21 protein-coding genes are annotated in these 16,930 nt (G+C 68.3%); 11 read left to right on the top strand and 10 right to left on the bottom strand.

Translation table 11 applies throughout. The features are described 5' to 3' along the window. Positions 1-196: 196 nt before the first annotated feature. The 4 genes from xoxF5 to BYZ73_RS17880 all read left to right on the top strand — a co-directional run bounded on the left by xoxF5 (position 197) and on the right by BYZ73_RS17880 (position 4,005). Positions 197-1,999 (top strand): lanthanide-dependent methanol dehydrogenase XoxF5, encoded by a 1,803-nt coding sequence (xoxF5, locus tag BYZ73_RS17895; protein ID WP_112317083.1) that lies wholly within the window; start codon positions 197-199, stop codon positions 1,997-1,999. 110 nt (positions 2,000-2,109) lie between these two features. Continuing rightward, complete coding sequence (locus tag BYZ73_RS17890) at positions 2,110-2,631, top strand: c-type cytochrome, methanol metabolism-related (RefSeq protein ID WP_425440062.1); 522 nt, start codon at positions 2,110-2,112, stop codon at positions 2,629-2,631. Beyond that, the gene (locus BYZ73_RS17885; protein ID WP_108028717.1) at positions 2,615-3,457 is read left to right on the top strand and encodes a substrate-binding domain-containing protein; all 843 of its coding nucleotides are present in this window, start codon (positions 2,615-2,617) and stop codon (positions 3,455-3,457) included. The genes BYZ73_RS17890 and BYZ73_RS17885 overlap by 17 nt, the downstream gene beginning before the upstream one ends. Next, positions 3,454-4,005 (top strand): PQQ-dependent catabolism-associated CXXCW motif protein, encoded by a 552-nt coding sequence (locus tag BYZ73_RS17880; RefSeq protein WP_112317082.1) that lies wholly within the window; start codon positions 3,454-3,456, stop codon positions 4,003-4,005. Before BYZ73_RS17885 ends, BYZ73_RS17880 begins: the two co-directional genes overlap by 4 nt. Positions 4,006-4,014: 9 nt before the next feature. On the opposite strand, the gene BYZ73_RS17875 is transcribed toward BYZ73_RS17880, so the two are convergent. Genes BYZ73_RS17875 through BYZ73_RS17860 form a run of 4 tightly spaced genes read right to left on the bottom strand, consistent with a single transcriptional unit; the run spans position 4,015 to position 6,822 of the window. Continuing rightward, the gene (locus BYZ73_RS17875; protein ID WP_112317080.1) at positions 4,015-4,821 is read right to left on the bottom strand and encodes a quinoprotein dehydrogenase-associated SoxYZ-like carrier; all 807 of its coding nucleotides are present in this window, start codon (positions 4,819-4,821) and stop codon (positions 4,015-4,017) included. After that, complete coding sequence (locus BYZ73_RS17870; protein ID WP_112317078.1) at positions 4,821-5,774, bottom strand: YncE family protein; 954 nt, start codon at positions 5,772-5,774, stop codon at positions 4,821-4,823. The genes BYZ73_RS17875 and BYZ73_RS17870 overlap by 1 nt, the downstream gene beginning before the upstream one ends. Further along, positions 5,743-6,237 carry an SRPBCC family protein gene (locus BYZ73_RS17865; RefSeq protein WP_181498099.1) on the bottom strand — a complete coding sequence of 165 codons (495 nt, stop codon included), beginning with the start codon at positions 6,235-6,237 and terminating at the stop codon, positions 5,743-5,745. The genes BYZ73_RS17870 and BYZ73_RS17865 overlap by 32 nt, the downstream gene beginning before the upstream one ends. A 60-nt stretch (positions 6,238-6,297) precedes the next feature. Continuing rightward, positions 6,298-6,822, bottom strand: a complete 525-nt coding sequence (locus tag BYZ73_RS17860; protein WP_112317075.1) for a DUF3280 domain-containing protein — start codon at positions 6,820-6,822, stop codon at positions 6,298-6,300. 124 nt (positions 6,823-6,946) lie between these two features. Here BYZ73_RS17860 and BYZ73_RS17855 point away from each other — a divergent pair, with 124 nt between their 5' ends. The 7 genes from BYZ73_RS17855 to BYZ73_RS17825 are packed head-to-tail and all read left to right on the top strand — an operon-like array spanning position 6,947 to position 12,991. Continuing rightward, on the top strand, positions 6,947-8,131 hold the full coding sequence (locus BYZ73_RS17855) for an ABC transporter substrate-binding protein (protein ID WP_108028722.1): 1,185 nt from the start codon (positions 6,947-6,949) through the stop codon (positions 8,129-8,131). Positions 8,132-8,141: 10 nt separating this feature from the next. Further along, on the top strand, positions 8,142-9,125 hold the full coding sequence (locus BYZ73_RS17850; protein WP_112317106.1) for a YVTN family beta-propeller repeat protein: 984 nt from the start codon (positions 8,142-8,144) through the stop codon (positions 9,123-9,125). A 35-nt stretch (positions 9,126-9,160) separates the two neighbouring features. Then, a complete protein-coding gene (locus BYZ73_RS17845) occupies positions 9,161-10,129 on the top strand; it encodes an ABC transporter substrate-binding protein (RefSeq protein WP_112317072.1) in 969 nt (322 codons plus the stop codon). 6 nt (positions 10,130-10,135) lie between these two features. Then, entirely contained in the window at positions 10,136-10,885 is a 750-nt protein-coding gene (locus tag BYZ73_RS17840) for an ABC transporter permease (protein WP_112317069.1), read from the top strand. Beyond that, complete coding sequence (locus BYZ73_RS17835; protein ID WP_245943216.1) at positions 10,831-11,475, top strand: ABC transporter ATP-binding protein; 645 nt, start codon at positions 10,831-10,833, stop codon at positions 11,473-11,475. Before BYZ73_RS17840 ends, BYZ73_RS17835 begins: the two co-directional genes overlap by 55 nt. Positions 11,476-11,480: 5 nt before the next feature. Beyond that, positions 11,481-12,206, top strand: coding sequence for an ABC transporter ATP-binding protein (locus tag BYZ73_RS17830; protein ID WP_112317066.1), 726 nt, complete (start codon positions 11,481-11,483; stop codon positions 12,204-12,206). After that, a complete protein-coding gene (locus BYZ73_RS17825; RefSeq protein ID WP_112317064.1) occupies positions 12,203-12,991 on the top strand; it encodes an ABC transporter permease in 789 nt (262 codons plus the stop codon). The genes BYZ73_RS17830 and BYZ73_RS17825 overlap by 4 nt, the downstream gene beginning before the upstream one ends. Positions 12,992-12,996: 5 nt before the next feature. On the opposite strand, the gene pqqE is transcribed toward BYZ73_RS17825, so the two are convergent. The 6 genes from pqqE to BYZ73_RS17795 all read right to left on the bottom strand — a co-directional run bounded on the left by pqqE (position 12,997) and on the right by BYZ73_RS17795 (position 16,924). Then, positions 12,997-14,082, bottom strand: a complete 1,086-nt coding sequence (gene pqqE / locus BYZ73_RS17820) for a pyrroloquinoline quinone biosynthesis protein PqqE (RefSeq protein ID WP_112317061.1) — start codon at positions 14,080-14,082, stop codon at positions 12,997-12,999. Further along, complete coding sequence (gene pqqD, locus BYZ73_RS17815) at positions 14,079-14,357, bottom strand: pyrroloquinoline quinone biosynthesis peptide chaperone PqqD (protein ID WP_112317059.1); 279 nt, start codon at positions 14,355-14,357, stop codon at positions 14,079-14,081. Before pqqD ends, pqqE begins: the two co-directional genes overlap by 4 nt. Continuing rightward, positions 14,354-15,109, bottom strand: coding sequence for a pyrroloquinoline-quinone synthase PqqC (pqqC, locus tag BYZ73_RS17810; RefSeq protein ID WP_112317057.1), 756 nt, complete (start codon positions 15,107-15,109; stop codon positions 14,354-14,356). The genes pqqD and pqqC overlap by 4 nt, the downstream gene beginning before the upstream one ends. Further along, the gene (pqqB, locus tag BYZ73_RS17805) at positions 15,106-16,002 is read right to left on the bottom strand and encodes a pyrroloquinoline quinone biosynthesis protein PqqB (protein WP_112317055.1); all 897 of its coding nucleotides are present in this window, start codon (positions 16,000-16,002) and stop codon (positions 15,106-15,108) included. Before pqqB ends, pqqC begins: the two co-directional genes overlap by 4 nt. Before the next feature lie 24 nt (positions 16,003-16,026). Then, positions 16,027-16,125 carry a pyrroloquinoline quinone precursor peptide PqqA gene (pqqA, locus tag BYZ73_RS17800; RefSeq protein WP_075784616.1) on the bottom strand — a complete coding sequence of 33 codons (99 nt, stop codon included), beginning with the start codon at positions 16,123-16,125 and terminating at the stop codon, positions 16,027-16,029. Between the two features lie 112 nt (positions 16,126-16,237). After that, entirely contained in the window at positions 16,238-16,924 is a 687-nt protein-coding gene (locus BYZ73_RS17795; RefSeq protein WP_112317054.1) for a response regulator transcription factor, read from the bottom strand. Between the last annotated feature and the right edge of the window lie 6 nt (positions 16,925-16,930).

Raw genomic sequence — 16,930 nt, 5'->3', positions numbered from 1 at the left:
GCCCTGACCCGGCCCCGGCGCCGGTCCCGGACCATTTCAGCAGAGGAGGGCAACGCCTGACATTTCCGAACGCGGCGTCGGAGGGAGGACCAAGACACCCGATCGCCGCGCATTCCGGTTTCGAAACGCCAGGACGGTGAGCCCGTCACGCGGCCGAGGCCGGAACAAGGACAAGACCAACGCAAGGGAGTTGAACATGAGAACGATCTACGCCTTGACGTCTGTGATCGCCCTCTCGACGGGGACGGCGGCGCTGGCCAACGAAGCGCTGCAGCAGATGATGGACGACCCGACCCAATGGGCGATCCAGATGGGGGACTACTCGAACCACCGCTATTCCGAGCTCGATCAGATCAACGCCGACAACGTGGGCGATCTGAAGGTGGCCTGGACCTTCTCGACCGGGGTCCTGCGCGGCCATGAGGGCTCGCCGCTGGTGATCGGCGACACGATGTACGTGCATACGCCCTTCCCCAACATCGTCTATGCGCTTGATCTGAACGACAACGGCCGCATCAAGTGGCGCTACGAGCCCAAGCAGGATACCAGCGTCATTCCGGTGATGTGCTGCGATACCGTCAACCGCGGCGTGGCCTATGCCGACGGCAAGATCATCCTGCATCAGGCCGATACCACCGTCGTGGCGCTCGACGCCAATACCGGCGAGGTTCTGTGGTCGGTCAAGAACGGCGATCCCGAGAAGGGCGAGACCAACACCGCCACGGTGCTGCCGGTCAAGGACAAGGTACTGGTCGGCATCTCGGGCGGCGAGTTCGGGGTGCGGGGTTCGGTCACGGCCTATAACCTGGAAACTGGCGAGCGGGAATGGCGGGCCTATTCCATGGGCCCGGACAGCGACACGCTGATGGACCCCGAGAAGACCACCATGCTGGGCAAGCCGGTCGGCGTCGATTCCGGCACCGCGACCTGGGAAGGCGACCAGTGGAAGATCGGCGGCGGCACCACCTGGGGCTGGTATTCCTACGACCCCGAGCTGAACCTCGTCTATTACGGCACCGGCAACCCCTCGACCTGGAACCCCAGCCAGCGCCCGGGCGACAACCGCTGGTCGATGACCATCATGGCCCGCGATCCCGATACCGGAATGGCGAAATGGGTCTATCAGATGACGCCCCATGACGAATGGGACTTCGACGGCGTCAACGAGATGATCCTGACCGATCAGGAAATCGACGGGCAGATGCGCAAGCTGCTGACCCATTTCGACCGGAACGGCCTGGCCTACACGCTTGACCGCGAAAGCGGCGAGTTGCTGGTGGCCGAGAAATACGACCCCGCGGTGAACTGGACCACCGGCGTCGACATGGACCCGAATTCCGACACCTATGGCCGCCCGGCCGTGGTGGCGGAATATTCGACCTCGCAGAACGGCGAGGACGAGAACACCACCGGCATCTGCCCGGCGGCGCTGGGCACCAAGGACCAGCAGCCCTCGTCCTATTCGCCCAAGACCGGGCTCTTCTACGTGCCGACCAACCATGTCTGCATGGATTACGAACCGTTCCGCGTCAGCTACACCGCCGGCCAGCCCTATGTCGGCGCCACGCTGTCGATGTATCCCGCGCCCGACAGCCATGGCGGCATGGGCAACTTCATCGCCTGGGACAACATCAAGGGCGAAATCAAGTGGTCGATCCCGGAACAGTTCTCGGTCTGGTCGGGGGCGATGGCCACGGCGGGCGACATCGTCTTCTACGGCACGCTCGAAGGCTATCTGAAGGCGGTCCGGGCCGATACCGGCGAAGAGCTTTACCGCTTCAAGACGCCCTCGGGCATCATCGGCAACGTGATGAGCTACGAACATGGCGGCAAGCAGTATGTCGCGGTGCTGTCGGGGGTCGGCGGTTGGGCCGGGATCGGGCTCGCGGCGGGGCTGACCAACCCCAATGACGGGCTCGGCGCGGTGGGCGGCTATGCCGCGCTCAGCGACTATACCGCACTTGGCGGCCAGCTGACCGTGTTCACCCTGCCGGACTGATATCCGGCAGCGCTTGCCACAGGGACCGGCGCCGCCTTGCCTGCGCGGCGCGACGACCGGGCGCCGCGCCGGTCCCGACCATAACAGAACAGGGTGCGAAGATGACGAAGATGAAACGCCTGCTTCTCGCGGGCCTTGTGACCGGGATCGCCAGTGCGGGCGCCGCGACCGACAATGCGGCGCAGGAGGCCCGCGGCGACAGTGCCGCCGTCACCGAAGAGAACGGCCGCTATTTCACCGCAGACGGGATTCCCACCTACAAGGTGGCGGCCGACGGCACGGTCGACTGGATGACCTATTCGGGCTTCCGGCGCTACCATTCGGAATGCCATGTCTGCCATGGCCCCGACGGCATGGGCTCGACCTATGCGCCGCCGCTGAAGGATGCGGTCGAGCAGATGGATTATTACGATTTCGTCTATACCGTCTCGAACGGGCGCGAGAATGTCGATGTCTCGCATCAGAAGGTCATGCCCTCCTTCGGGCACAACAAGAACGTGATGTGCTATCTCGACGACATCTACGTCTATCTCAAGGCGCGCGGCGACGGCGCGATCCCGCGCGGCCGACCGGCCAAGAAAGAGGCGAAATCCGATGTCATCGCCGAGGACGTGAATGCCTGCATGGGCTGACATTTTCGCGGCAGCGTCCTGCGCGGCCCTGCTTTGCTCCCTGGCGGGCGCCGGGCAGGCGCAAACCTCGGACCTGGTCTCGAAGACCGCGTTCCGGGTTTGCGCCGATCCGGCCAATCTGCCGGTGTCGGACGATCAGGGCGAAGGCTACGAAAACCGGCTGGCCGACCTCTTCGCCCGCGAGCTGGGGCTGCCGGTGGACTACACCTGGTATCCGATGGCGACCGGGTTCATCCGCAACACGCTTCGGGCCAATCGTTGTGATGTCGTGATGGGCTATGCCCAGGGCGACGAGATGGTGCTGAACACCAACCATTACCTGACCTCGTCCTATGTGCTGGTGGTGCCGCGCGCTGGGCCGCTGGCCGGGGTCGAGACGCTGTCTGACCCCGCGCTGCAGGGCCGCCGGATCGGCATCGTCGCGGGCAGTCCGCCCGCCACCCATCTGGCGCGCGCCGGGCTGATCGGCAGTGCGCATTCCTATCCGCTGATGGTCGACCGGCGCTATGAATCCCCCGCCGAGGACATGCTGAACGATCTTGCATCAGGCGAGACGGCGGCGGCGATCCTCTGGGGACCGATCGGCGGGCCTCTGGTCAAGGCGGGCTATCCCGGGCTGAAGGCGGTGCCGCTGATCCATGAAGAGCTGCCGCCCCGGATGGTCTACCGCATCACCATGGGCGTCCGCCCCGGCGAGAAGGTCTGGCAGCGCAAGCTGAATTCGCTGATCCGCCGCAATCAGGGCGAGATCGACGCGATCCTGCGCGAGGCCGGGGTGCCGCTTCTCAACGACATGGGAACGGCGGTGCTGGACGCAAGCCAGTGAGACGCGGCGCGGCCGCTGTCCTGCTGGCTGCGCTGGCCCTGCCCGCGCTGGCAGGTGTGCCAGAACCATCCGGCTACCGGATGGACGACTTCCGCGCGCCGGTGCCCGGCACGCTGGAAGGCGCCCGCGTGGTTGGCCCCGAAGAGGCGCATGCGCTTTGGGCCTTGGGCGAGGCGGTCTTCGTCGATGTGCTGCCGCGCGCGCCCCGACCCGCGAACCTGCCCGAAGGCGCGTTCTGGCGCGACAAGCCGCGGCTCTCGATCCCCGGCGCGGTCTGGTTCCCGAATTCGGGCTATGGCGCCATCGCCCCGGTGACCGAGACCTGGTTTCGCGACGGGCTGCGCGCGGCCACCGGCGGCGACAGCGCCCGGCCGCTGGTCTTCTTCTGTCTCGACGCCTGCTGGATGAGCTGGAACGCCGCGAAACGGGCGCAATCCTACGGCCATACCCAAGTGATCTGGTTTCCCGAGGGCACCGATGGCTGGACCTTCATGGATTACCCGGTCGAGGCGCTGACCGCTGCGCCGGGCGAGCCCGTCACGCAGTGACCGCCCCCCTCAATAGCCCGGGAAATCTTTCCCCGCATGGGTGATCGTGCCCTCGGTATCGGTCATGGTCGCCTCGGCGTGCCGGGTGCCCGCGGGGACGTTCAGCCCGATCTCGGGGTTTTCCGACAGCGAGATCGATCCGGTGAGCGCAGCGTAAGGCTGGCCGTCAAGTTCGACCTCCAGCCGTTCGACGTAGCGCATCGGGATGAACAGAAGCGTCACCTGATCGCGTTGCAACCCCGACAGGCTCGGATGGCGTATGCCGATCCCCAGCCGCGCCTCCGGCCCGGCATGGGCGAGCGCGGCCAGCCGCCCGGCGGCGCCAAGGGGCGTCATCTCGAGGCTCATCTCGCCCAGCCGGGCCAGCGCTGCCTCGGGGTCGGTGCCGGGCGGCGCGGCGCAGGCGCCCTGGCCCGAGGTCTTGACGAAGCCTTCGGCCAGATAGACCTCGCCATCGGCGGTTTCGGCCAGCACATGCAGGGGTGTCGGTCCGTTGATGCGAAAGGTGACGTCGAAGGCCAGCCAGGGTTCCGGCCGGGCCAGCTCCAGCACCGCCGAGACCGGCATCGGGTTCTCGTCGAGAACGACGGTGACGCGCTCGATCAGCCGCCCGCCCGGGGCTTCGGCCTCGATCCCGATCACGGTGCGGGCGTCGTTCTCGGTGCGGTAGGGGCTGGCGATCCGGATCGCCTCGCCCGCGGGCAGGGGCGTGCGACCCTCCAGCAGCATCGGGGCGATGGCATCCCAGGCGGTCTCGGCGGTCCGGGCCGGGACGGGCGCCGCGGCCAGCAGAAGGCACAGCAGGAACGGGCGCATCAGGGAGCCTTTGCGATGAAGCGCCCGAAGGCGCGGGGGCCGTCGCCGGTTTCGATCTCGCCGGTGGCGGTCAGGGTTTCGGCGTCGATCAGGCTGACGCTGTTGGAAAACCAGTTGGCCACGACGACAGTGCGGCCGTCGCCCGCGCTGTCGATGCCCTCGGGGTATTCGCCGACCGCGATTTCGGCCAGGGGCGCCAGCGTGGCAAGGTCGATGACGCTGACCGTATCGGCATACTGGTTGGTGACGAAGGCGCGCCCGGCCGCGAAGGCCACCCCATAGGGGCGGGCGCCGACCGGCAGCGTCGCGAGGACCTTGCCCGCTTCGGGGTCGAGGACGCTGACATCGTCCGAGCCGACATTGCCGACGAAAAGCCGCCCGTCGGGGGCAAAGCCCAGCCCGAAGGGGCGGCTGCCGACCGGGATACGGGCGTGAAGCCCCAGTGTCGCCAGATCGAAGACCGAGACCTGGTCGGCATCGCGGTCGGCCGAGGCAAGCCAGCGCCCGTCGGGCGAGACCGCAAGCCCGGCGGGCGCGCTGCCCGTGACAAGCTCGGTCGCGACCGTCAGCGCGGCGGCGTCGATGGCCCAGATCCGGGCATTGTACCAGTCCGACACGAAAACCCGTCCGCCCGCCACGGCAACGCCCATCGGCCCGCCCTCGAGCGCAAGCCGCCCGGTCTCGGCGCCCGCCGGATCGAACCGGCGCAGCGTCTTGCCCTCGGGCGAGACGACGAAGACCGCGCCGGGCGCCACGGCCACCCCGGCTGGCTTGCCGGGTACGTCGATCCGGGCGCGTTCGGTCCCGGCCGCGAGATCGAGGATCGACAGCCCGTTGCCGTTCTGCACCGTGACATAGGCCAGATCCTCCGCCGCGGCCGGTACGGCGAGGGTCAGCAGGGCCGCGAGGGCGGCAAGGGGCCTAGGGCGCGCCAAACCGCGCGACCAGCGCATCGAGCCCCGCCTGATAGACCGCCGAGACGGCGGCGATGGCGGCCTCGTCGTTCAGCTCGGGCGGGGGATCGTTGTTGGGGTAGCCGCGATAGAACGCGCCGCGCCATTCGACCTCGGACCCGCCGCCCTCGCGCGGCTTGACGGTCAGGTGCGAGGAATAGTTGGTGACCGGCAGAACCTCGACCTTCACGTCGGTGATCCGGTAGGAATAGCTCATCTTGCTGGCGTCGTACTTGTAAAGCACCTCCGAGATCGTCGGCCCGTCGGCCGTGCCCAGATGCAGAACGCGGGTCGCGTCGATGGCATTGCCGCCCTCGCCGTCGGTGGTGGCGACAGCAGGATGCCAACTCATGTCCTGGAAATTGCCGATGGCGGCCCAGACCTCTTCGGGCGGGGCGGCCAGGTCTGTCGTCAGGGTGATCTTCTGGCGCGTCGGCCCATGGGCCAGCGCCATGGCGGGCATCAGGGCCACAAGGCCCGCCAGGGCCGCGCGTCTTCCGATGGATGTCACGAGTTTCCTCCCTCACTCTTTCCCGAAATAGTGGTTGTCCAGAATATAGCGGATGCCGCGCAGCCAGGACTCGTCGGTGTTCGACCGGATATCGACCGACCGGCCCCGGACCATCCGGCCCTCGGGCATTTCCAGCAGCACCAGGTTCATCGACAGGATCAGGTTCGAGACCTTCTGGACCTCGCCCTCCAGCACATAGGCGGCGCCAAGCTTTCGCCCCATCCGCAGATCGCAGCCATAGCATTTCGCCGGGTTGAGCGTGGCCTCCAGCTCGGCGGCGACCGGGGTCAGGTCCATCAGGGTGAAGCCCTCGGCGCGGAAGCGGCGCGCGACCTCGTCCCGCAGCAGGGCAAGCCGCGCGGTTTCATCGTCGCGGGCGCCGAAATAGGCGCCCTCGGTCGAGGTGTCGAGGAAGGCCACGCCCAGAAAGGCAACCGGCCCCTTGCGGTCAAGCGGCGGACTCTCGGGCGCCCCGGCTTGCGCGGCGCCGAAGGGCAGCGCGGCAAGGAGGACGGTCAGGGCGAAGCGGCGCAACATCGTGCCAGCTTAGGAACGGCCGGGGTCGCTTCAATGCGCCTTTAGTATCGGTTTCCCCCGGCCGGGATCGTCTGCCACAGTCGGGCTGCGGGGCCCGCCAAGAGGCCCGACCGGGAGGATACCCATGCTGCGCCCGATCTGCCTGCTGCTTGCGGCGGCGCTTGCGGTCCTGTCCGCGGGCGGTGCCTTTGCACTTGAGGTCCGGGTGGGCGTGATCCGTGTCGACCGGCCGCAGCTGGCGCCGATCTCGCGCCTTGAAGCATGGCCCCGCGACCTCGGCTTTGCCGGGGGGCGGCTTGCCGACGAGGACAACGCCACCACCGGCCGGTTTCTCGGCCATGCCTATATCACTGAAACAGAAGCGGTTGTGCCGGACGCGGCCCTGGCCGCGCTCGACCGGATGCTGGGCGAGGGCCTTCGGCTGTTCGTGGTGCTGGGGCAGGCCGACGATCTGCTGGCGTTGGCCGACCGGGCCGGGGACGGGGCCTTGGTGCTGAATGCGGGCGCGCGCGAGACACGGCTGCGCGATGCCGATTGCCGGGCCAATCTGCTGCATGTGGCGCCGAGCGAGGCGATGCTGGCCGATGCGGTGGCCGAATTCGCGATCTGGAAGAAGTGGACGCGCTGGGCGCTGATCTCGGGCTCGCATCCCGAGGACCGCGCGATGGCCGAGGCCTATCGCCGGGCGGCCGCGAAATTCGGTGCAAAGATCGTCGAGGAGCGGGTCTTCGAGGATACCGGCGGCGGGCGGCGCACCGATACCGGCCATGTCCTGGTGCAGCGCCAGATCCCGGTCTTTTCCGAGGGGATGAGGGACTACGATCTGGTGATCGCGGCCGATGCCTCGGACGTTTTCGCGCCCTATCTGCCGTTTCACATGTGGGACCCGCGCCCGGTGATGGGCGCGGCGGGGCTGCGCCCTGTCAGTTTTCACGCCGCCACCGAGGCCTGGGGCGCGACGCAGTTCCAGCGCCGCTTCGAGGCGCTCACCGGCCGTCAGGTCCGCGAGGAGGATTATCAGGTCTGGCTGGCGCTGCGGGTCGTGGGCGAGGCCGTGACGCGGACCGACAGCGCCGATCCGGTCGCACTGCGCGACTACATGCTGGGCCCGGGGTTCGAACTGGCCGCCTTCAAGGGCCAGAAGGTGACGTTTCGCGACTGGAACGGCCAGCTGCGCCAGCCGATCCTTCTGTATGACGGGCGGATCAATGTCAGCGTCTCGCCGCAAGAGGGCTTTCTGCACCAGCGCTCGCCGCTTGATACGCTGGGGCTCGATGCGCCGGAATCGACCTGTGCGGCATTCAGATAGGGGGATGGACATGAGAGCGATACCGATCGCGCTGGCGCTGGCGCTGGGGGCAACCGGCGCCGAGGCCAACAAGGTCTTCGTCTCGAACGAGAAGGGCAACACCGTCACGGTGATCGACAGCGACAGCTGGCAGGTCATCGACGAATTCGCCGCCGGCAACCGCCCGCGCGGCATCACTATCAGCCCGGACGGCACCAAATTGTACGTCTGCGCCTCGGACGATGACACGGTGCGGGTCTTCGACACCGCCACCCATGACGAGCTTTATACCCTGCCCTCGGGCCCCGACCCCGAGCTGTTCGTGCTGAACCACAGCGGCAACCCGCTTTACATCGCCAACGAGGACGACAACCTGGTGACCGTGGTCGATACCGAAACCCATGCCGTGCTGGCCGAGATCCCCGTGGGGGTCGAGCCCGAGGGCATGGCGATCAGCCCCGACGGGCGTGTGGTGGTCAACACCTCGGAAACGACCAACATGGCCCATTTCATCTCGACCGAGGATTACCAGATCCACCACAATATCCTGGTCGATCAGCGCCCGCGTTATGCCGAATACACCGCCGACGGCCGCAAGCTATATGTCAGCGCCGAGATCGGCGGCACGGTCAGCGTGATCGACATCGCCGAGGACGGCACGCCCGCGCTGGTCGATACCATCCGCTTCGACGTGCCGGGCGTGCTGCCCGAATGGCTGCAGCCGGTGGGCATCCGCGTGACCTCGGACGGCAAATGGGTCTTCGTGGCGTTGGGCCCCGCCAACCGGGTTGCGGTGATCGACGCGGCGACCGACGAGGTGGTCGATTACATCCTGGTGGGCCAGCGGGTCTGGCAGATGGCCTTCACCCCCGACGAGGCTTTCCTGATCACCACCAACGGCAATTCCAACGATGTCACCGTCATCGACGTGGCGCGCCAGAAGGCGGTGCGCTCGATCCAGGTGGGCCAGCAGCCCTGGGGCGTGGCGGTGACCCCGGACGGAACGCCCGACTGAGCATGTGGAAACGCGCAGCGAGAGGGAGGAGAACGATGCTGAAACGACTGACCGGCGCGGCGCTGGCGGTTCTGGCGCTGCTGGGACCGGCCCGGGCCGAGGATCTGCCGCAGCTGCGCGCGGCGGTGCTGAAGATCGGCACCGTGACCTGGGAGCTTGAGACGATCAAGGCCCATGGCTTCGACCGAGCGCATGGCTTCGAGCTGGTGCTGGCGCCTTATGCCGACAATGGCGCGACCCGGGTCGCCTTCGAGGGCGGCGCGGCCGAAACCATGGTCGCCGACTGGATCTGGGTCGCGCGCCAGCGCGCCGCGGGCCGACCCTATGTGGCGATCCCCTATTCCACCGCGGTGGGCGGGCTGGTGGTGCCCGCGGACAGCGATGCCGAAACGCTGGCCGATCTGGCGGGCCGCAAGATCGGCATCGCAGGCGGGCCTTTGGACAAGTCCTGGCTGATCCTGCGCGCCTATGCGCAGGCCGAATACGGCATGGATCTGGCGGCCCGGACAGAACAGGTCTTCGGCGCGCCGCCGCTGATCTTCAAGGCCGGGATGTCGGGCGAGCTGCAGGGCGCGATCAACTTCTGGCATTTCCTCGCCAGGATGCGCGCGGGGGGCATGCGCGAACTGGTTTCGGTGTCGGAGGCCTCGGCCGCGCTGGGGCTCGACCCGGGCACGCCGCTTCTGGCCTATGTGCTGGACGAGGGCTTCGTCGCCACCCATCCCGGGATCGACCGCGCGCTTTACGCGGCCTCGCGCGATGCCAAGGACCTGCTGGCGACCGACGATGCGGCCTGGGACGAGATCCGGCCGCTGATGAACGCCGGGACCGACGCCGAATTCGAGGCGCTGCGGGCGGACTGGCGCGCGGGCGTTCCCGCGCCCGGTAATGTTGCGCCCGAGGCCGCCGACCGGCTCCTGCGGCTGATGGCCGAGCTTGGCGGCGCCGATCTGGTGGGGGAGGCGACGACGCTGCCCGAGGGCACCTTCGCCGTGGTCGAGTGACCCGCGATGCCGGACCGGATCGTCGTGCCCCTTGTCTCGATCCTGGGGCTTCTCGCGCTTTGGGCGGGGGCGGCCGCGCTGACGGCCGACCCGCAGATCCTGCCCTTTCCCTGGGCGCTGGCCGAGCCCTTCGGCCAAGCGATCCGGTCGGGCGAGCTGCCCTATCATCTGGGCCGGACGCTGACCCGGGTGGCCTGGGCCTTCTGTCTGGCGATGGGGGGCGGGGTTGCGCTGGGGCTGGCGATGGGGCGGCTGCCGCGATTCGACCGCTGGCTCGATCCCTGGCTGGTGGTGTTCCTGAACCTGCCTGCGCTGGTCCTGATCGTGCTGTGCTACCTCTGGATCGGGCTGACCGAGACCGCGGCGATCGTCGCGGTGACGCTGAACAAGATCCCGCAGGTGACGACCGTCATCCGCGAGGGCGCACGGGCGCTGTCGCGCGATCTCGACGCCATGGCACAGGTCTACCGGATGCCGCCTTTGGCGCGGCTCCGCCATGTGGTGTTGCCGCAGCTGGCGCCCTTCATGGTGGCGGCGGCGCGGTCGGGCATCGCGGTGATCTGGAAAATCGTTCTGGTGGTCGAGTTTCTCGGCCGCTCGGACGGGATTGGGTTTCAGATCCACCTGTATTTCCAGCTCTTCGACGTGACCATGGTGCTGGTCTACGCGCTCTCTTTCGTGGCGGTGATGCTGGCGGTCGAATGGCTGTTCCTGCAACCTTGGGAACGCCGCATCCGGCGCTGGCGCGCGGCATGATCTGCCTGCATCTTCTGTCGAAGCGCTTCGGTTCGGCCGAGGTGCTGGGCCGGATCGACCTGCAGATCGCGGCGGGCGAGACCGTCGCGCTGCTGGGGCCTTCGGGGATCGGCAAGTCAACGCTTTTGCGGATCGTGGCCGGGCTCGATGCCGATTTCGAGGGCCGGGTCGAGCGCCCCGGGCGCATCGCCATGGTGTTTCAGGAGCCGACCCTCCTGCCCTGGCGGACGGCGCTTCAGAACCTGCGGCTGGTGCATCCGGGCCTGAGCCGGGCCGACGCGCAGGACATGCTGGCCCGCGTCGGTCTGACCGACAAGGGGCGGGCCTATCCGGGGCAGCTGTCGCTGGGCCAGCAAAGGCGGCTGGCGCTGGCCCGGGCCTTTGCGGGGCAACCGCAAGCGCTGGTTCTGGACGAACCCTTCGCCTCGCTCGACCCCGAGACCGCCGAAGCGATGCTGGCCCTGACCGAACGGCTGATTGCCGAGGCGCGGCCCGCGACGCTTCTGGTCACCCATGCCCGGGCCGAGGCTGAACGGCTGGCCTCGCGCATTCACGTCCTTGACGGCCAGCCGGCCGTGCTGCGGCGGTGAGTGCGATGGCCGAGGCGCTGCGGCTAGAGAATGTGAGCCTGTCCTACGGGGCGCGGCAGGCGCTGGACGATGTGTCCTTCTCGGTCGCGCCGGGGCGGTTCTGCGCGCTGTTGGGGCCGAACGGGGCGGGCAAGTCGACGCTGTTCGGGCTGATGACCCGGCTTCTGGTCACCCGCACCGGCCGGATCGAGATCGCGGGCCATGACATCGCCCGCGCGCCGCGTCAGGCGCTGGCCCGGATCGGGGTGGTGTTCCAGCAGCCGACGCTGGATCTCGACCTGACGGTCGCGCGCAACATGCGCTATTTCGCGGCGCTGCACGGGCTGTCGGGGAGGGCGGCCGAAATCCGGATCGACGCGGCACTGGACCGGCTGGCGATGCGCGAGCGGGCGGGCGAGAAGGCCCGCGCGCTCAATGGCGGGCACCGGCGGCGGATGGAGATCGCGCGCGCGCTGGTGCATGAACCCGACCTTCTGCTGCTGGACGAACCGACGGTGGGGCTCGACGCGATGAGCCGCAAGGCGATCACCGCCCATGTCCACGATCTGGCCGAGGACGGGCTGAGCGTGCTGTGGGCCACCCATCTGGTCGACGAGATCGCGCCCGGGGACGATGTCGTCGTGCTGCATCGGGGCCGCGTGCTGCGGCAGGCCCAGGCCTCGGACATCGCGGGGGCCGAGGGGCTGGCCGAGGCGTTTCTGGCGATGACCGCCGAGGGGGGCGGGGCATGAGCGGCTGGTTTTCTGCGCTCAGGGCCATCGTCGGGCGCGAGGCGTTGCGCTTTCTGCATCAGCGTGGGCGGTTCCTGTCGGCGCTGGTGCGGCCTCTGGTCTGGCTGGTGGTCTTTGCCGCCGGGTTTCGCGCGGCGCTGGGCCTGTCGATCATCCCGCCCTATCAGACCTATATCACCTACGAGGTCTACATCGTTCCGGGGCTTTGCGGGATGATCCAGCTTTTTAACGGGATGCAATCCTCGCTGTCGCTTGTCTACGACCGCGAGATGGGGTCGATGCGGCTTTTGATGACCTCGCCCCTGCCGCGCTGGTGGCTGCTGTTCTGCAAGCTGACGGCGGGCGTCGCGGTGTCGATCCTGCAGGTCTATGCCTTTCTGGCCATCGCCGCCGGTTTCGGCATCGTGCTGCCGCTGGCGGGCTATCTCTGGGCCTTTCCGGCGCTGATCCTCAGCGGGCTGATGCTGGGTGCCCTGGGGCTGTTCATCTCGTCCACCGTGCGCCAGCTGGAAAACTTCGCGGGCGTGATGAATTTCGTGATCTTCCCGATGTTCTTCCTGTCGACCGCGCTTTATCCGCTGTGGAAGATGGCCGAAAGCTCAGGGCTTCTGCGCGACATCTGCGCGCTGAACCCCTTTACCCATGCGGTCGAGCTGATCCGGTTTGCCCTCTACGAAAGCCTGAATGGCTGGGCGCTGCTTTGGGTGGCCTCGGGCTTTCTGGTCTTCTTCCTGCTGGCGCTCTGGGGCTACGACCCGGCGCGCAGCCGCCCCGGGCGGGACTGAGGCGGTCAGCCCGCCGCCGCGCGCCAGAGGATCTCGGGGGCTTCCGCGGTGGCGAAGGCCTCGGCCCTGGCCTGAAGCGCTGCGTGATGCGGTGACTTGATGCAGACCGGGTCGGCCGCCGCCGGATCGCCCGCCAGCGCCATCGCCTGACAGCGGCAGCCGCCGAAATCGACGGTCTTGCGCTCGCAGCCCGCACAGGGCTCGCGCATCCAACCGGTGCCGCGATAGGCGGCGAAAGCGGCGCCCTCATACCAGATTTCGGCCAGCGGACGGTCGCGGATGCTGTCGAAGACAAGGCCCGGGATGGTCTGGGCGGCATGGCAGGGCAGCACCGTGCCTTCGGGCGTGACGTTCAGCCCGGTCGTGCCCCAGCCGCCCATACAGCGCTTGGGATAGTCCGAATGGTAATCGGCCCGGACATAGTCGATGACCAGCACGCCCTTCAGCCGGGCGCGGGCCGCGGCCACGGTGGCATCGGCGGCGCGGGCCTGGGCGCGGGTCGGCATCAACGCTTCGCGGTTCTTCAGCGCCCAGCCGTGGAACTGGACGGTTGCGACCTCGATCCGGCGCGCGCCCATCTCGACCGCCATCTCGATGGCGCGCGGCAACTGGTGCAGGTTCTGGCGGTGCAGCACCGCGTTCAGGGTCAGCGGAAAGCCGATCTTGCCGATCAGCCGCGCGACCTCGAGCTTGCGGTCGAACCCGCCGCGATAGCCGCCGATCCGGTCGGCCATGGCGGCATCGGTGCCCTGCAGCGACAGCTGGATATGATCGAGCCCGGCCGCATCGAGCGCGCGCAGCCGCTTTTCGGTCAGCCCGATCCCCGAGGTGATGAGGTTGGTGTAAAGCCCGGCCGCCCGGGCCTCGGCCACCAACTCGGTCAGATCGCGCCGGGTCGCGGGCTCGCCGCCTGAGAGGTGGAGTTGCAGCACACCCAGATCGGCCGCCTGCCGCAAGATCCCGGCCCAGGCGGCGGTGTCGAGTTCGCTGTCCTTCCGGGTCAGCTCCAGAGGGTTCGAGCAATAGGGGCAGGCCAGCGGACAGCGGTGGGTCAGCTCGGCCAGCATGGCGATGGGGGGCGGAACACTCACCGGCGGACCTCCAGAAAGCGGCGGTCGAGCAATGCGCCCAGAAAGCCCTGGCTGTCGGCGGCGATGGCGGCCTCGGGGGCGTCATAGGTTGCCGCCAGCGCGGCCGCGATGGCGGCGAAGCTGCGGATGCCGTCGATTTCGGCCAGAATCGCCCGGCCGGTCTCGTCAAGCGCCAGCGTGCGTTCGGGCGCCAGCAGCACCCAGCCGCCGCGCAACCGGTCCCGATGCAGACGCACGCCCCGCGGCAGGACGGGAATGTCCTCGGGCCCGATCATGATGCCCGCGCAAGCGCCAGCCCCTCGCCCGGCCGCCAGGCGCCGGGCGGAATGCGGGCGGGTGCGACATAGGCGGAATGGAGCGCGTCGAGCTGCGACCACAGAACATCGGTCTTGAAGATCAGCGCATCGGCGGCGGCATCCTGACGGTCTGCGGTATCGGCGTGATCCAGCACCCAGGCCAGCCCGAAGGCCACGTCCTTCGGCGCCTCGGTCAGACGCTTGCGGAAATAGGACAGGCTGCTGTCATCGGCGAACTCGTAGTTCCGCAGCAGGCCCTCGATCCGCTCGGCATGGATCTTCGGCGCGAACAGTTCGGTCAGCGACGAGGCCACGGCTTCGAGCAGGGTGCGTTCGCGCACGAAGCGCACATAGGCATCGACGGCAAAGCGGGTGGCGGGCAGCACGCCCGCGCAGGAGGCGACATAATCGGGATCGAGCCCCACGGCCGAGGCCAGCCTGAGCCAGCGCGCGATGCCGCCCTCGTTGCCGTCGCTGCCGTCGTGATCCTCGATCCGCGAGCGCCAGGTCCGGCGCAGCGCCGGGTCCTCGACCCGCGACAGGAAGGCCGCATCCTTCATCGGGATGCGGGATTGGTAGTAATAGCGGTTGATGACCCAGGCGCGCACCTGATCGGGGCTGCACTGGCCCCCATGCAGAAGGCCGTGGAACGGGTGCAGGTCGTGATAGCGCTCGGCGCCGATCCGGCGCAGCCGGGCCTCGAAGGCATCGCGTGTCGCGGGGGTGTTCATGGGACGATCTCCAGTCCATCCTGTCCGACGATCCAGCCCGCCGCCTCTGCCTCGGCCCGTTCGGGGCTGGAGGGATCGAGCACCGGATTGGTGTTGTTCATGTGCACGAAGACCTTCTGTCCCACCTCGAGCCCGGCGAAGGCCCGGATCGAGCCCTCGGGACCGCTCATCGAGATATGGCCCATCCGCCGTCCGGTCTTCTCGCCAAGCCCGGCCCGGATCATCTCGTCGTCGCGCCAGAGCGTGCCGTCGAAGAAAACGAGCGCCGCGCCGGTCAGCCGGGCCGCCAGATCGGGGGGGACGGCGGCGCAGCCGGGGATGTAGAAGGCCTCGGTCCCGCCTGCCTCGAGCCGGACGCCCACGGTCTGCTCGCCGACGAGGTCCGTCTCAACCGTGTCGCCCTCGAGATACAGCGGCACCTTGCCCGGCACCGGGAACAGCTCGGCCGTGAGGCCGGGTGCCAGCGCGAAGGGGCGGCCAAGCGCCACCGTCTCGCGCCTGACGAGGCCGGGTTTCAGCGCCGCGAAAATCGGGTTGGCGTCCAGCACCTCGTGGATCGCGGCCGTGGCCATCAGCGCGAAGGGCTGCGCCTCGCGCAGGGTCAGAAGCCCCGCGACATGGTCGATATCGCCGTTCGTCACCAGCACTGACCGCAGCGGCATCTCGCGCAGCCCGGTCGGATGCAGGTCGGGGCAGTTGGCCAGTTGCTGGCGGATATCGGGCGAGGCGTTCAGCACCGCCCAGTCGCGCCCGTTGCCGGTCACCGCCAGCGAGGACTGGGTCTGGGACGGAATCCGGCCCGCGCGGGCCGCATCGCAATTCGGACAGCCGCAATTCCATTGCGGCAGCCCGCCGCCGGCTGCCGCCCCGAGGATGCGCGCGCGAAGCGCCATCGTCGCGCTCCGCGCGCCGACGGGTCAGAACAGGACGCCGTCGTCTTCGCCGCTGTCGGGGCCGTACATGTTGATTTCCATGCCGCATTCGATTTCGCGGATGACGGGGGTCTTCCAGCTCATGTGATCTCCTCCCAGAGTCGGTCTTGGAACAGATCCAGAGTGTCCGGCGGAACCGCATGCCGGTCAAAGACTATGTTCTAAGAAAAATTAAGGATCGGGCGACGAAAGCGGCTTAGTCCGAGGTCAACTGAAGCACAAAGCCGCGATTGCGGAGGGTCTTGATCTCGAGCCCGTAAGTGGCGGCCGGGGCGAGCTTGCGGCGCAGATAGCCGATATAGACATCGACCACGTTTTCCGAACTGGTGCCCTCGCGCGCCCAGAGCCGGTCGAACAGGGCGGCGCGGGGCAGGACATGGCCGCGATGGGTCCAGAGACATTCAAGCAGCGCGAATTCCCGTTCGGTCAGCGCGACGCTGCCCTCTGGGCCGTGCAGGCTGCGCGTGGCCGGATCGAGCCGCGGCACCGGATCGCGCCGCGCCCCGGCGGCACGGCGTTCCTGCACCTTCAGCCGGGTCACCAGCTCGTCGAAGGAAAACGGCTTGGCGATGTAGTCGTCGGCCCCGGCATCGAGCCCGGCGGCCCGATCCTCGACCTCGCTCAGCGCCGACAGCATGACGACCGGGGTCCGGTTCCCCGTAGCCCGAAGCGCGCGGACCAGGGCGATGCCGCTTTCGGAACCGATCCGGACATCGACGATGGCGGCGGCGAAGCGGGCGGCGCCAAGCTGCGCCAGCGCCTCGTCGGCGCGGTGGACGCAGACCGCCTCATAGCCGTGCAGCGCCAGCCCGCGCGCAAGCGCCGAGGTGATCTCGGGGTCGTCGTCGACAATCAGGACAGAGGGCCGGGGGGTGGCGGTCATCGGCGG

The sequence above is a fragment of the Rhodovulum viride genome, assembly GCF_003265965.1.
Lineage (GTDB): Bacteria > Pseudomonadota > Alphaproteobacteria > Rhodobacterales > Rhodobacteraceae > Rhodovulum > Rhodovulum kholense.
This window is presented reverse-complemented; position numbering and strand designations above follow the sequence as displayed.